Below are 14482 nucleotides of genomic sequence, written 5' to 3'. Positions count from 1 at the left end.
GAGGAGGACCTGCGGGTCTTCCGCCATGGATGGAGGTGGACGTGCAGGCCTGGGCCGCACGGACGATAAGCGCGGGAACGGCGGAGAAAGAACACGATGTCGGATATCACGATCAAACAACTTGCCGAGCAAGTGAAAATGCCGGTTGACAAGCTGCTCGGTCAGCTTGCCGAGGCTGGCATGAACTTCTCTGCCCCCGAGCAGTTCATCAGCACCACCGAAAGGATGAAGCTGCTGGGCTTCCTGCGCCGCACGCATGGCAAGGGCGAGGCTGCTCCGGAGGCGGAAGACAGCGCTCCGCGCCAGATCACCCTGAAGCGCCGCAAGGTCAGCGAACTGAAGGTCGCCACGCCTGGTGGCCGCGGTGCGGCGAGCAGCGCCAAGACGGTGAACGTCGAAGTGCGCGCCAAGCGCACCTACGTCAAGCGCAGCGTGATCGCCGAAGAGGCGAGTGCCGAGCCCGAGCGCGAGGAGGCCGTGCGCAAGCTGGCCGAGTCGCAGCAGCAGCGCGAGCATGAGGAGCGCGAGCGCCTGGAATCGGAGCAGCGCCGCCAGCAGGAGGCGCAGCAGCGCGCGCTGGACGAGCAGCACCGGGCTGAGGAGGCACAGCGCCAGAGCGAACAGGCGGCCATCGAGCAGCCTGCCGAGGTCCCGGTTCCCATGGAGGCCTCCGCTCAGGAAGCCGCCGCCGAGGCGCCGGCGCCGGCCACCGCCAGGACCGCTGCGGCCCCCGCGCCGGCGCCGTCCTCCGGTACCGATCACAGTGCGTTCGGCATGATCGTGCCGCGCATCCATGAACCGCGTAAGCGGGAAAAGAAGGTCGTTGCAGCTCCCGCTCCGGCGCCGGCACCCGCTCCGGCACCGGCCCCCGCCGATGCCCGTGGCGCCGCCAAGGCGCGCTATGGCCGCGATCGCGACGAAGGCCCTGGCGGCAAGCGTTTCGCCGGTGGCGAGCTGCACCTGTCCGATGCCGATCGCGCGCGCCGTTCCAGCAAGCGCGGCAAGCCGGGCAAGGGCGGGCGCGAGATGACCCGCGGCGGCACGGGTGCTGCCTCGGGTCCCCACGGCTTCTCCCGCCCGACCGCACCGGTCGTGCGCGAAGTGGTGGTGGGCGAGGCCAACGTGGTCGCCGACCTTGCCCAGAAGATGGCGGTCAAGGGTTCGGAGGTGGTCAAGGCGCTCTTCAAGATGGGCGTGATGGCCACCATCAACCAGACCATCGACCGCGACACCGCGACGCTGGTAGTCGAGGAACTCGGCCATACGCCGGTCGAAGCAAGCGAGAACAACGCCGAGGCCGCACTGGCCGCGCACACGCAGAACGCCGAACTGGAAGGCGAGAAGTCCGCGCGTCCGCCGGTGGTTACCATCATGGGCCACGTGGACCACGGCAAGACCTCTCTGCTGGATTACATCCGTCGTACCAAGGTGGCGGCGGGCGAGGCCGGCGGCATCACCCAGCACATCGGCGCGTACCACGTGGAAACGCCCAAGGGCGTGATCACGTTCCTGGACACCCCGGGCCATGCCGCGTTCACCTCGATGCGCGCCCGCGGCGCGCAGTCGACCGATATCGTGGTGCTGGTGGTGGCGGCCGATGACGGCGTCATGCCGCAGACGGCCGAGGCCGTGCAGCACGCGCGCGCCGCCAAGGTGCCGCTGATCGTGGCGCTCAACAAGATGGACAAGTCCGACGCCAACCCGGACCACGTCAAGCAGGGCCTGGGCAACCTCGAGGTCATCCCGGAAGAGTGGGGCGGCGATACGCCGTTCATCCCGGTGTCGGCAAAGACCGGCATGGGCATCGACGACCTGCTGGACGCTCTTTCCGTGCAGGCCGAGGTGATGGAGCTGACCGCGGTGTTCGACGGCCCCGCTTCCGGCGTGGTGATCGAGTCCAGCCTGGACAAGGGCCGGGGCCCGGTCGCCACCGTGCTGGTGCAACAGGGTACGTTGAAGCGCGGCGATTTCGTCGTCTGCGGCGTGGAGTATGGCCGCATGCGCGCGCTGGTCGACGAGAACGGCAAGACCGTGCAGGAAGCCGGTCCGTCCATTCCCGTGCAGGTGCTTGGCCTGTCCGGCGTGCCGGAGGCGGGTGACGACTTCGTGGTGGTCGCCGATGAACGCCTGGCGCGCGAAGTGGCCGCCGAGCGCCAGCAGAAGCGCCGCGAGACGCGCATGGTCAGCAAGGCCAACCGCCTCGAGGACATCATGGCGCTGATGGGCCAGGGCGCCGAGCAGCAGACGCTCAACATCCTGGTCAAGGCCGACGTGCAGGGTTCGGTGCAGGCGTTGCGCGATTCGCTCAGCCAGATCGGCAACGAGAACGTGAAGGTCAACGTGATCGCCGCCGGCGTCGGTGGCATCACCGAGTCCGACGCGACGCTGGCGGCCGCCTCGAAGGCGCTGGTCATCGGCTTCAACGTCCGTGCCGATGCCTCGGCGCGCAAGGTCATCGATACCGCCGGCCTGGATGTCCGCTACTTCTCGATCATCTACGACGTCATCGACCAGGTGAAGCAGGCCGCTTCGGGTCTGCTGGGCATGGAAGTGCGCGAGGAGATCATCGGCGTGGCGCAGGTCCGCGAGGTCTTCCGCAGCTCCAAGTTCGGCGCGGTGGCCGGCTGCATGATCACCGAAGGCACGGTCAAGCGGAACAAGCCGATCCGGGTGCTGCGCGACAACACGGTGATCTTCCAGGGCGAACTGGAATCGCTGCGCCGCTTCAAGGAACTCGTCGACGAAGTGCGCAACGGCATGGAATGCGGTATCGCCGTGAAGCAGTACAACGACGTGAAGGTCGGCGACCAGATCGAGTGCTTCGAGCGCATCGAGGTTGCCCGCACGCTGTAATGGTGCATCGCTCCCTCTCCCGTCCGGGAGAGGGTCGGGTCAGGGCCGCTCCAGCGCCAGCGTCTGCTGGACTGACGCGGGCCCGCCCCTCGCCCATCCTCTTCCCGGAGGGAGGGGCGACCATGAGGCTGCCGCTGCGCGGCAGCAGCACTTTTGACTGGAGCCACCATGCCTTCACGCGACTTCAAACGCACCGACCGCGTAGGCGCCGAGCTCCGTCGCGAACTCGGTTTGCTTGTCCACGCCGCCGTGCGTGACCACGCGCTGCCGTCGGTCAGCGTTTCCGACGTGGAAGTCACCCGCGACCTCGACTTCGCCACGGTGTGGGTCACCGCACTGCAGGCCGAGCGCGCGAAGGAAGCCGTCAAGGCTCTGAACGAACTGGCGATCGAATTCCGTCGTACGCTCTCGCGCAGCATGCGCCTGCGGCGCGTGCCGGAACTACGTTTCAAGTACGACGATTCGGTCGACAAGAGCGAGCGGATCGAGCGCCTGCTGCGCGACTCGGGCGACATCCAGCCGAATCCCGATGGCGAAAGCGAATCGTAGGTCCCGGGCTTCCCGTCAGGACCCGGCGCGCCGGCTGCGCGACCTGCACGGGATCCTGCTGCTCGACAAGCCGCTGGGCATGAGTTCGAACCAGGCCCTGCAGGCGGCTCGCCGTCTGGTGCGCGCGGCCAAGGGCGGCCATACCGGCGCGCTCGATCCGCTGGCGACCGGCCTGCTGCCGCTGTGCTTTGGCGAGGGCACGAAGATCGCCGGGATGCTGCTGGGGGCGCGCAAGGCGTATCTGGCCGAGTGCCGGCTCGGCGTGACCACCACCACGGCCGACCTCGAAGGCGAGGTCGTGGAACAGCGGCCCGTGCCAGCGCTGGAGGCCGCCGTCATCGAACAGGCGCTCGCCACCCTGCGCGGGCGCATCATGCAGGTTCCGCCGGTGTACTCGGCCCTCAAGCAGCGCGGCGAGCCGCTCTACGTGAAAGCCCGCCGCGGCGAGATCGTCGACGTGCCGCCACGCGAAGTGGAGATCCACCGGCTGGAATGCCTCGCTCACGAAGGCGACCGCCTGAGCCTGCTGGTGGAGTGTGGCTCGGGCACCTACATCCGCAGCCTGGCCGTGGACCTGGGCGAACGCCTGGGCTGCGGCGCGCATCTGACCGCGTTGCGCAGGCTATGGGTCGAACCGTTCCGCGAACCGGTCATGGTCACGCTGGCCGATCTTGAGGCGGCGGCCGGGCAGGGCGAGGCGGCGTTGGATGCGCTGCTGTTGCCGCTGTCGGCCGGGTTGGCCGATCTGCCGGCGCTGGCGCTGGACGAGGATCAGGCTTTCGCAGTCACCCAGGGCCGGCAGATACCCTGGCCAGGCGATCTGGACCAGGGCCGCAGCGCCGCCTTCGCCCCGGACGGACGCCTGCTGGCAATGGTCGAGCCGGATCCATCGGGCCGGGTGAGGATCGTCCGTGGTTTCAACCTGCCGGGTGGGGCGCTCGCGTCAGATAAACCTCCCACGGGAGCGATCGGCCCGTAAACCGCACCATTTCCGCGCTCTTGTTGCCAACCGCTCCGCCTCGCTACAATAGCGAGCTTGTTCCAGAGCTTTACATCCAACCAGCGGAGCTTGTGCAACTTCACCGCCCGGTGAGGTTGCACAAGTTCCGCATCCGCATTTTGAAGGAAGAGATACCCATGTCCCTTACCGCAGAACAGACCAGCAAGATCATTGCTGACTACGGCCGCGTGCCGAACGACACCGGTTCGCCGGAGGTGCAGGTGGCCCTGCTGTCGGCCCGCATCGACCACCTCACCGGTCATTTCAAGGAACACAAGCAGGACCACCACTCGCGTCGTGGCCTGCTGCAGCTGGTGAATCGCCGCAAGAGCCTGCTTGCCTACCTCAAGGATCGTGACCTTGGCCGCTACCAGGCCCTGATCGAACGCCTCGGCCTCCGCCGTTAATCGGACAAGGACACAACACAGTGGCGAAAGTAACCAAGTCATTCCAGTACGGTAATCACGAAGTCACACTGGAGACGGGCGAAATCGCCCGCCAGGCGTCCGGTGCGGTCATGGTCAGCATGGGCGGCACCGTCGTGCTGGTCACCGCTGTCGCCGCGGCCAAGCCGCGCGAGGGGCAGGATTTCTTCCCGCTCACCGTCGACTATGTCGAGAAGTTCTACTCGGCCGGCCGCATCCCGGGCGGCTTCTTCAAGCGCGAAGGCCGTCCGACCGAGAAGGAAACGCTGACCTCGCGCCTGATCGACCGCCCGGTCCGCCCGCTGTTCCCGGACGACTACAAGAACGAAGTGCAGGTCATCGCCCAGGTCGTGTCGCTCAACCCCGAGGTTGATGGCGACATCGTCGCGATGCTGGGCGCCTCCGCTGCGCTGTCGCTGGCCGGCATCCCGTTCAAGGGCCCGATCGGCGCCGCCCGCGTCGGTTACGTCAACGGCCAGTACGTGCTTAATCCGACGCGTACCGAACTGAAGACGTCCGACCTGGATCTCGTCGTCGCCGGTACGGCCGGTGCCGTGCTGATGGTCGAGTCCGAGGCCAAGCTGCTGTCCGAGGAGGTCATGCTCGGCGCGGTGATGTTCGGCCACAAGCAGATGCAGGTCGCGATCAACACCATCGCCGAGCTCGCCACTGAAGCGGCCAAGCCCGCCTCGACCTGGCAGGCGCCAGCGCGCAACGAGTCGCTGGTCGCCGCGCTCAAGGGCGCCGTCGGCAACAAGCTCGAAGAAGCCTTCCAGGTGCGCGACAAGCTGCAGCGCCGCGACGCGATCGCTGCGATCAAGGCCGACGTGCTTGAATCCCTGAAGGGCCAGGCCGAGGCAAACGCCTGGTCGAGTGCCGAGCTGTCGAAGGAATTCGGCGAGCTCGAGTACCACACCATGCGCGACAGCGTGCTCAAGACCAAGGTGCGCATCGACGGCCGCCAGCTCGACGACATCCGTCCGATCAGCGTGCGCGTGGGCGTGCTGCCGCGTACCCACGGCTCGGCGCTGTTCACTCGCGGCGAGACGCAGGCGCTGGTCGTGGCCACGCTGGGCACGACTCGTGATGCGCAGATCATCGACGCGCCGGAAGGCGAGTCCAAGGATCCGTTCCTGTTCCATTACAACTTCCCGCCGTTCTCGGTGGGCGAGGCCGGCCGTTTCGGCGCGCCGAAGCGTCGCGAGATCGGCCACGGTCGCCTTGCCAAGCGCGGCGTGCAGGCGGTCAAGCCCTCGATCGAGGAATTCCCGTACGTGCTGCGCGTGGTCTCGGAAATCACCGAGTCCAACGGCTCGTCCTCGATGGCATCGGTCTGCGGTTCCTCGCTTGCCATGATGGACGCCGGTGTGCCGCTCAAGGCACCGGTGGCCGGCATTGCCATGGGTCTTGTCAAGGAAGGCGGCGACTTCGTCGTGCTGTCGGACATCCTGGGCGACGAGGACCACCTCGGCGACATGGACTTCAAGGTGGCCGGTAGCGCCGATGGCATCTCCGCGCTGCAGATGGACATCAAGATCGACGGCATCACCGAAGAGATCATGAAGGTGGCGCTGGAGCAGGCCAAGCGTGGCCGCCTGCACATCCTGGGCGAGATGGCCAAGGTGATCAGCACGCCGCGTTCGGAGATGAGCGAGTACGCACCGCGCCTGCTCACCATCAAGATCCACCCGGACAAGATCCGCGAGGTCATCGGCAAGGGCGGCGCCACCATCCGCTCGATCACCGAAGAGACCGGCACCACGATCGACATCAGCGACGACGGCACGGTGATCATCGCCTCGGTCAACCGTCTGGCGGCCGACGAGGCCAAGAAGCGCATCGAGCAGATCGTCTCCGACGTCGAGCCGGGCCGCATCTACGAGGGCAAGGTCGCCAAGCTGATGGACTTCGGCGCGTTCGTGACGATCATGCCGGGCAAGGACGGCCTGGTGCACGTCTCGCAGATTTCCTCCGAGCGCGTGGAAAAGGTCTCCGACAAGCTCAAGGAAGGCGATATCGTGAAGGTCAAGGTGCTCGAAGTGGACAAGCAGGGCCGCATCCGCCTGTCCATGAAGGCGGTGGCCGAGGACGAAGCCGCCAACGGCTGAGTTCCCGATGCGCGATAGCGCATCCGATCGATCAGAAAGAAGAAGCGGGCCCATCGGCCCGCTTTTTTTTTGCTCGCCACAAGCCCTCGCTCTTGCGGTACCCCATTGAGAGCGATGCTCTTTCGACCGGAATAAGAGAGCGCCGCTTACGGCTCCCGGCGGCCAGATATCGCAAAGTCACTGCCATACCGTTTTGGTACGATCCCTTCGATCCCCCGCAAGGCAAGCCCGTGACCGCGCACAACCCTGCCAGCGATTTTGAAGCCCTGAGCCGCCAGGTATGGGAGGCGTGGGGCCGCCAATGGCCTGGTCCTGCCGCCGCGCCCGCCAGTGTGCCCGGCATGGACGGCCTCAAGGGCTACCTCGACTGGATGCAGCAGGCCGCCGCGGCCATGACCGGGCAGGGCGCCCACGTCTCCCCGCCGGTACCGCCATTCGCCGGCTGGACCATGCCGGGCATGGGCGTCGCTCCCAGCGGCCTCGACGCACTGCGTGGGCTGCTCGACACTCCCGCCTTCGGCCACACCCGTGAGCAGCAGGCCCGGCAGCAGACGCTCCTGCGCGCGTTGCTCGACCACCAGCAGGCGAGCGCGCGTTACCAGGAACTGCTCGCTCGCGCCCAGGCCCAGGGCGCCGAGCGTATGCAGCGCAAGCTTGCCGAGCCGGGCTTCCAGGTCGATTCGCTCAAGGCCATGTACGACCTATGGGTCGATGCCGTGGAGGAAGCCCATGCAGAAATCGCGCTATCGGACGAATTCCGCGAAGCCTACGCTGCGCAGGGCAACACGCAGATGCGCGTGCGCCAGTTGCAACAGCAGCAGGTCGAACAGTGGTGCCGCGACGTCGGCCTGCCGACGCGCAGCGAGGTCGACACATTGGGCGAGCGCCTGCAGGAGCTTCGTCGTGAGCTGAGGCGCATGCAGGCGGCCGGTCGCGAACCTGCCGCTGCGTTGGCCGTAAAGACGCCCAAACGCAAGACCGCTACCACTCGGGCCAAGGCAAAGCCCGCATCCACCGCCGGCCGCGCGCCACGCAAGCCTCGCTGAGACATTCCATGCATACGCCAGGCCCGCTGGATTCCGCCCGCATCCTCGACGAAATCACCGCTTTCCAGCGCAAGCTCGCCGCCGGCGCGGCCAGCCTGCACGGCCTGGCGGAGCCGGCCTATGCAGACACCCCGCGTGAGGTGATCTACCGCGAGGACAAGCTCACGCTCTGGCGCATGCGCGGTGAGCGCAAGCCGACGTCCAGGACGCCGCTGCTCATCGTCTACGCCCTGGTCAACACCGTGTGGATGACCGACCTGCAGAGTGACCGCTCGCTAGTGCGCAACCTGCTTGCGCAGGGCGAAGACGTGTACCTCATCGACTGGGGTTACCCGGACGGCGCCGACCGCTGGTTGACCCTGGAAGATTACATAGACGGCTATCTCGATCGCTGCGTCGATGCCGTGCGCGCGCAGGCGGGCGCAGACGCCGTCGACCTGCTTGGCATCTGCCAGGGTGGTGCGTTCTCGCTGTGCTACACGGCGCTGTATCCAGAAAAGGTGCGCAACCTGGTCACCATGGTCACGCCGGTGGACTACCACACGCCCGACAACATGCTCTCGCACTGGGCGCGCGACATCGACGTCGACCTGTTCGTGGACACGCTGGGCAACATCCCGGCGGCACTGATGAACTGGGTCTACCTGACGCTCAAGCCGGTGCGCCTGCTGCAGCAGAAGTACGTGAACCTGGTCGATATCCTGGACAACCCGAAGGAACTGGAGAACTTCCTGCGCATGGAGCGGTGGATCTTCGATTCGCCCGACCAGGCCGGCGAGGCGTTCCGTGAATTCGTCAAGGAATTCTTCCAGGCCAACAAGCTCGTCAAGGGCGGCCTCGCGATCGGTGGCAAGCCGGTGGACCTGGCGCGTATCACCCAGCCCATCCTCAACATCTATGCCGAGCAGGACCACCTCGTCCCGCCCGATGCCTCGCGCGCGCTCGGCCTCCACGTGGGCAGCGACGACTACACGGAGCTCGCCTTCAAGGGCGGCCACATCGGCATATACGTCTCCGGGCGCGCCCAGCGCGAAGTGCCGCCGGCCATCCATCGCTGGCTGCGCGAGCACGACGGCTGACCACGCGCCTTTTGTGATGATGTGTGGGCGCAGCTTGCTGCAGGGCAGGCGGCGACGGCGCGCATGCTAGGCTTTTCCGTCCCCTTCGCTGTACACGCCGGCCATGAATACCTCTACCGAATCCCTCCGCGAGCACGACACCATCCGCGCTGTGCAGTGGCGTGGCGATTGCCTGTGCCTGCTCGACCAGCGCCTGTTGCCGTCCGAGGAGCGCTGGATCGAGTGTCGCGACGCCGGGCAGGTCACCCAGGCCATTCGTGACCTTGCCGTGCGTGGCGCCCCGGCGATCGGCATCGCCGCTGCGTGGGGCGTGGTGCTGGCGGCGCAGCAAGGTGCGCCGCTGGATGAGGTGCTGGCCACGCTGCGGGCTGCCCGACCGACCGCGGTGAACCTGATGTGGGCGCTGGACCGCATGAAAACGCGGATCGCCGCCGGCGCGGATGCCGCCGCGCTCGAGCGCGAAGTACAGGCAATCCAGGACGAGGACCTGGCCGCCAACCGCCATATGGGCGAGTTGGGTGCGGCGCTCATCGCGCCCGGCTCGGGCGTGCTGACTCATTGCAACACCGGTTCGCTCGCGACCGCTGGCTATGGCACCGCCTTGGGGGTGATCCGCGCGGGGGTCGCAAGCGGGCGCATCGACGAGGTGTTCGCCGGCGAGACGCGTCCGTGGCAGCAGGGCGCGCGCCTGACCATGTACGAACTGGTGCGCGACCGGATCCCCGCGCACCTGATCGCCGACTCGGCCGCCGCCCACCTGATGCGTTCGGGCAAAGTGCAATGGGTGATCGTCGGCGCCGACCGAATCGCCGCCAACGGCGACACCGCCAACAAGATCGGCACCTATCAGCTGGCCATCGCCGCGCGCCACCACGGCGTCAGGTTCATGGTGGTCGCACCGTCCTCGACGGTCGACATGGCCACGTCCGACGGCGAGGCGATCGAGATCGAACTGCGCCATGCCGACGAATTGCTCGCCACCGGCGGACGCCGCACGGTAGTAGAGGGAGCGCAGGCCTGGAACCCGGTGTTCGATGTCACGCCGGCGGAGTTGATCGATGCGATCGTCACCGAGCGTGGGGTGATCGAGCGGCCCAATGCGGTAGCCATGCAGGCGATGTTCGGCCGGTGAGGTTGCGTCGCGAGGTAGGGCTGTTTGCGATCGGCGGCGTGCTCGGCCTGCTGGCGGACGCCGCCACCGTGCAGGCGCTGGTCGGCTGGGGCAGGTGGAACCCGTACCTGGCCCGCGTGCTGTCGTTCCTGCTGGCGGCCACGGTGACGTGGTCCTGGAACCGGCGCCACACGTTCGCCCATCGCGCGAGCGGTCGCTCGCCGCTGTCCGAATGGCTGCACTGGATGGGCCTGATGGGCCTGGGCGCGTGCGTGAACTACGCCGTTTACGTGGCCCTGCTGCTGTCCTTCGAAACGCTCGGGCGATGGCCGGCGCTGGCCGCGGCGGCCGGGTCGGCGGTGGCTGCGCTGGTCAATTTTTGTTCGGCGCGGGGCGTGCTTTTCCGGCGGTCAAAACAGGCTGGCTAACTCGCTGATTTCAAAGGCAAAAATAAGGGCCTTCCAAACGCATTCGTGATACAATTTCACGATTGCTTGAGGGCCGCGCAACCGCGCGCATGCAGCGTCCGTTGCGCGGCCTTTTTTGGTTCCACGGAAGCCACTGGGAAGCCGATTGATGGCAGAACTCGCCAAAGAAGTCATCCGCGTCAACATCGAAGACGAGATGCGCCAGAGCTACCTCGATTACGCCATGAGCGTGATCGTGGGACGCGCCCTTCCGGATGTACGCGACGGCCTCAAGCCCGTGCATCGCCGCGTCCTCTTTGCGATGAACGAGCTGGGCAACGTCTGGAACAAGCCCTACAAGAAATCGGCCCGCGTGGTCGGTGACGTGATCGGTAAGTACCACCCGCACGGCGACGCGTCGGTGTACGACGCCATCGTGCGCATGGCCCAGCCGTTCTCGCTGCGCTACATGCTGGTCGACGGCCAGGGCAACTTCGGTTCGGTCGACGGCGACAACGCGGCGGCCATGCGATACACCGAAGTGCGCATGTCGCGCCTCACGCACGAACTGCTGGCCGACATCGACAAGGACACGGTCGACTTCGGGCCGAACTACGACGAGAGCGAAAGCGAGCCGCTGGTGTTGCCCACCCGCGTGCCGAACCTGCTCATCAACGGTTCGGCCGGCATCGCGGTCGGCATGGCCACCAACGTGCCGCCGCACAACCTCAACGAGGTGATCGCCGGCACCATCGCGCTGATCGACGAGCCTTCGCTCTCGGTCGACGAGCTGATGCAGTACATCCCGGGTCCGGATTTCCCGACCGCCGGCATCATCAATGGCGCCGCCGGCATCGTCGAGGCCTACCGCACTGGCCGCGGGCGCATCCTGGTGCGCGCGCGCACCGAGATCGAGACCGAGGCCAACGGCCGCGAGACGATCCTTGTCCACGAGTTGCCTTACCAGGTGAACAAGGCGCGGCTGATCGAGAAGATCGCCGAGCTGGTCAAGGAAAAGAAGATCGAGGGCATCAGCGAGTTGCGCGACGAGTCCGACAAGGACGGCATGCGCATCGTGATCGAGGTGCGCCGCGACGCCATGGGCGACGTGGTGCTCAACAACCTGTTCCTGCAGACGCAGTTGCAGGTGACCTTCGGCATCAACATGGTGGCGCTGCTGGACGGCCAGCCGCGCCTGCTCAACCTCAAGGAGATCCTCGAGGCGTTCATCCGCCACCGCCGCGAGGTGGTGACCCGTCGCACCATCTTCGAGCTGCGCAAGGCGCGCGCCCGCGCGCACATCCTCGAAGGCCTGACCGTCGCGCTGGCCAACATCGAGGAGATGATCGAGCTGATCCGCAGCTCCGCCTCGCCGGCCGAGGCACGCGAGCGCATGCTGGCGCGCAAGTGGCAGCCGGGCATGGTCAGCACGCTGCTGGCCGCCGCCGGTGCCGAGGCGTCGCGGCCGGAAGAGATGGACCCGCGCGACGGCCTCAAGGGCGATGGCTACCAGCTGTCCGAGGTGCAGGCGCAGGAAATCCTGGCCATGCGTCTGCACCGCCTGACCGGGTTGGAGCAGGAGAAACTTTCCGACGAATACCGGCAGATCCTGGAAACCATCCGCGGCCTGATCGAGATCCTCGAGAATCCCGAGGTCCTGCTCAAGGTGATCCGCGATGAACTGGAAGTCATCAAGGCCGAGTACGGCGACGCGCGCCGCACCGAGATCCAGCACTCGCAGGAGGATCTCAACGTCCTCGACCTGATCGCGCCGGAGGACATGGTCGTCACGCTGTCGCACACCGGTTACGTCAAGCGCCAGCCGGCCAGCACGTACCGTGCGCAAAAGCGCGGTGGCAAGGGCCGCTCGGCCTCGGCGCTCAAGGATGAAGATGTCGTCGAGCAGCTGTGGGTGGTCAACACCCATGACACGCTGCTCACCTTCACCAGCACCGGCCGCGTCTACTGGCTCAAGGTCTACCAGATGCCGGAGGCGGGCCCGGGTGCGCGCGGCAAGCCGATCGTCAACCTGCTGCCGTTGACCGAAGGCGAGAAGGTGCAGGCGGTGCTGCCGATCCGCGAGTACAGCCCTGACTGCTACGTGTTCTTCGCCACCCGCAGCGGCACGGTGAAGAAGACCCCGCTTACCGAGTTCGCTTTCCAGCTGCAACGCGGCAAGATCGCGATCAACCTGGACGAAGGCGACGCGCTGGTCGACGTGGCCATCACCAACGGCAACAGCGACATCCTGTTGTTCGCCTCCAACGGCAAGGTGAATCGCTTCGACGAGAACACCGTGCGTTCGATGGGACGCACCGCCACCGGCGTGCGTGGCATGCGCCTGGCCGAGGGCGCCGATGTGGTGTCGCTCATCGTGGCGGCCGAGGGCGACATCCTCACGGCCACCGAGCGTGGCTATGGCAAGCGCACGCCGCTGGAGGAGTTCACCAAGAAGGGCCGAGGCACCCAGGGCGTGATCGGCATCCAGTGCTCGGAGCGAAATGGCGCGCTGGTCGCTGCGGTGCAGGTCACCGAAGGCCACGAGCTCATGTTGATCTCCAACCAGGGCACGCTGGTGCGCACTCGCGTCGGGGAAATTTCGCAACTGGGGCGCAATACGCAGGGCGTCACCCTGATCCGTCTGCCTGCGGATGAGAACTTGGTCAGCGTGGTGCGGCTGGATGCCGAGGAAACCAACGGCGAGGACGCCGAGCCTGCCGAGGGCGCCCCGCCGGAGGGGCCGGTGCCCCACCAGGACGGGTCGGAGGCCTGATGGAATGAAGAAAGCTCCGGTTCGCCGGGGCTTTCTTTTTTGGTGCGCAGGAACCGGAGGCTAGCGCCGGTCGATCGAGTACTTTCCAGGGCCGGTGATGCACAACAGCAGCAGGCCACCAATGATCGAGATGTTCTTGTAGAAGTTGATCATGTTGGCCATGCGATCGGCACCTTCCATCGTCCAGTAGTGGTGCCCTATCAACGCGGTGCCGAGCGTGTACAGGGCCAGCAGCAGGGCGAGCGGCCGCGTGCAGAAGCCGAGCACGATTGCCAGGCCCACGAAGAACTCCATGAGGACGACCACGGCCGCCGCCAGCGTCGGCACCGGCAAGCCCTGGCTCGCCATGTAGCCGACCGTTCCCGGGAAGTCGGTCAGCTTGCTCCAGCCGAACAGCACGAACAGGACTACCAGAAGGATCCGGGCGAGCAGGATCACTTCGTTACTGACCTTGTCGAACAGTACGTACCGCATGGCAGCGCTCCTTTGGCGATCGGATGAATATGGCCTGGACTTGCTGATGTTGCGTACTGCGGGCGGATCGTAGCTCCTGCTCACCTCCCATCGCGCGCCGTACTCGCGGCGGTCGCCGATCCACCCGCGTCAGCCGGCCGTCCTGGCCTCGGATGTCGTGATCGCCAGCAGCATCGCTTCGGCGGTCGACACGCGGAATTCGCCAGGCGCCTCCACGTGCAGCTGCCGCACCACACCGTCTTCGGCATACAGCGCGAAGCGGCGGGCGCGCAGCCCCATGCCGTACGCGGTACCGTCGAACTCCAATCCCAGTGCGCGCGTGAAGCTTCCGTTGCCGTCAGCCACCAGTCTCAGGCCCGGTGGCACCTGCTGTACCGCCGCCCAGGCCTGCATCACATAGGCGTCATTGACTGCCATTCCGATCACGTCGACGCCGCGTTCCCGGAACGCCTGGTAGTGCTGTACATAGCCGGGCAGGTGGTGGTCCGAGCAGGTTGGCGTGAAGGCGCCGGGTACGGCGAACAACACCACCCGACCTTGCTTGAACAGGCTGGCGGTGGACAGGCGCCGCACCGGAGCGCCCTCCTCGATCACGGCCACCTCGAGGTCCGGCAGGGCCTGGCCGATCTGGATAGTCATGGGGTTTTCCCGTGGGTT

Annotated in this window: 12 protein-coding genes; 10 read left to right on the top strand and 2 right to left on the bottom strand. The window is 66.6% G+C overall.

Annotation, left to right across the window (positions count from 1 at the left end; all coding sequences use genetic code 11):
* Positions 1 to 96: 96 nt before the first annotated feature.
* The 10 genes from infB to gyrA all read left to right on the top strand — a co-directional run bounded on the left by infB (position 97) and on the right by gyrA (position 13351).
* Positions 97 to 2853, top strand: coding sequence for a translation initiation factor IF-2 (gene infB, locus ACFWZ1_RS10710; RefSeq protein ID WP_439666412.1), 2757 nt, complete (start codon positions 97 to 99; stop codon positions 2851 to 2853).
* 168 nt (positions 2854 to 3021) lie between these two features.
* Positions 3022 to 3402: a 30S ribosome-binding factor RbfA gene (gene rbfA / locus ACFWZ1_RS10705; RefSeq protein WP_231320549.1), complete on the top strand. Its 381-nt coding sequence runs from the start codon at positions 3022 to 3024 to the stop codon at positions 3400 to 3402.
* Positions 3383 to 4381, top strand: a complete 999-nt coding sequence (gene truB / locus ACFWZ1_RS10700) for a tRNA pseudouridine(55) synthase TruB (RefSeq protein ID WP_439666411.1) — start codon at positions 3383 to 3385, stop codon at positions 4379 to 4381. Before rbfA ends, truB begins: the two co-directional genes overlap by 20 nt.
* 158 nt (positions 4382 to 4539) lie before the next feature.
* Positions 4540 to 4809, top strand: a complete 270-nt coding sequence (gene rpsO, locus ACFWZ1_RS10695; RefSeq protein WP_231320547.1) for a 30S ribosomal protein S15 — start codon at positions 4540 to 4542, stop codon at positions 4807 to 4809.
* 20 nt (positions 4810 to 4829) lie between these two features.
* Positions 4830 to 6935, top strand: a complete 2106-nt coding sequence (gene pnp / locus ACFWZ1_RS10690) for a polyribonucleotide nucleotidyltransferase (protein WP_439666410.1) — start codon at positions 4830 to 4832, stop codon at positions 6933 to 6935.
* Positions 6936 to 7165: 230 nt separating this feature from the next.
* Positions 7166 to 7981, top strand: a complete 816-nt coding sequence (locus ACFWZ1_RS10685; protein ID WP_439666409.1) for a poly(R)-hydroxyalkanoic acid synthase subunit PhaE — start codon at positions 7166 to 7168, stop codon at positions 7979 to 7981.
* An 8-nt stretch (positions 7982 to 7989) separates the two neighbouring features.
* On the top strand, positions 7990 to 9060 hold the full coding sequence (gene phaC / locus ACFWZ1_RS10680; RefSeq protein WP_439666408.1) for a class III poly(R)-hydroxyalkanoic acid synthase subunit PhaC: 1071 nt from the start codon (positions 7990 to 7992) through the stop codon (positions 9058 to 9060).
* A 103-nt stretch (positions 9061 to 9163) separates the two neighbouring features.
* Positions 9164 to 10192, top strand: a complete 1029-nt coding sequence (mtnA, locus tag ACFWZ1_RS10675; RefSeq protein ID WP_439666407.1) for an S-methyl-5-thioribose-1-phosphate isomerase — start codon at positions 9164 to 9166, stop codon at positions 10190 to 10192.
* Positions 10189 to 10599 (top strand): GtrA family protein, encoded by a 411-nt coding sequence (locus tag ACFWZ1_RS10670; protein ID WP_231320538.1) that lies wholly within the window; start codon positions 10189 to 10191, stop codon positions 10597 to 10599. Before mtnA ends, ACFWZ1_RS10670 begins: the two co-directional genes overlap by 4 nt.
* A 148-nt stretch (positions 10600 to 10747) precedes the next feature.
* Positions 10748 to 13351, top strand: a complete 2604-nt coding sequence (gene gyrA, locus ACFWZ1_RS10665; protein WP_439666406.1) for a DNA gyrase subunit A — start codon at positions 10748 to 10750, stop codon at positions 13349 to 13351.
* A 60-nt stretch (positions 13352 to 13411) separates the two neighbouring features.
* Here gyrA and ACFWZ1_RS10660 read toward each other — a convergent pair whose 3' ends face one another.
* Entirely contained in the window at positions 13412 to 13825 is a 414-nt protein-coding gene (locus ACFWZ1_RS10660) for a DoxX family protein (protein WP_439666405.1), read from the bottom strand.
* A gap of 129 nt (positions 13826 to 13954) precedes the next feature.
* Complete coding sequence (locus ACFWZ1_RS10655; RefSeq protein WP_439666404.1) at positions 13955 to 14464, bottom strand: peroxiredoxin; 510 nt, start codon at positions 14462 to 14464, stop codon at positions 13955 to 13957.
* Positions 14465 to 14482: the final 18 nt, after the last annotated feature.

The sequence above is a fragment of the Frateuria sp. GZRe14 genome, assembly GCF_051900395.1.
GTDB lineage: Bacteria > Pseudomonadota > Gammaproteobacteria > Xanthomonadales > Rhodanobacteraceae > Frateuria_A > Frateuria_A edaphi.
The sequence above is the reverse complement of the archived record's forward strand: the minus strand, read 5'-3'. Positions and strand labels throughout refer to the sequence as shown.

Excerpts from the sequence above, each read along its gene's own strand:
- infB (WP_439666412.1), top strand. The coding sequence starts at position 97 with ATGTCGGATATCACGATCAAACAACTTGCCGAGCAAGTGAAAATGCCG.
- rbfA (WP_231320549.1), top strand. The coding sequence starts at position 3,022 with ATGCCTTCACGCGACTTCAAACGCACCGACCGCGTAGGCGCCGAGCTC.
- truB (WP_439666411.1), top strand. The coding sequence starts at position 3,383 with ATGGCGAAAGCGAATCGTAGGTCCCGGGCTTCCCGTCAGGACCCGGCG.
- rpsO (WP_231320547.1), top strand. The coding sequence starts at position 4,540 with ATGTCCCTTACCGCAGAACAGACCAGCAAGATCATTGCTGACTACGGC.
- phaC (WP_439666408.1), top strand. The coding sequence starts at position 7,990 with ATGCATACGCCAGGCCCGCTGGATTCCGCCCGCATCCTCGACGAAATC.
- mtnA (WP_439666407.1), top strand. The coding sequence starts at position 9,164 with ATGAATACCTCTACCGAATCCCTCCGCGAGCACGACACCATCCGCGCT.
- gyrA (WP_439666406.1), top strand. The coding sequence starts at position 10,748 with ATGGCAGAACTCGCCAAAGAAGTCATCCGCGTCAACATCGAAGACGAG.
- ACFWZ1_RS10660 (WP_439666405.1), bottom strand. The coding sequence starts at position 13,825 with ATGCGGTACGTACTGTTCGACAAGGTCAGTAACGAAGTGATCCTGCTC.
- ACFWZ1_RS10655 (WP_439666404.1), bottom strand. The coding sequence starts at position 14,464 with ATGACTATCCAGATCGGCCAGGCCCTGCCGGACCTCGAGGTGGCCGTG.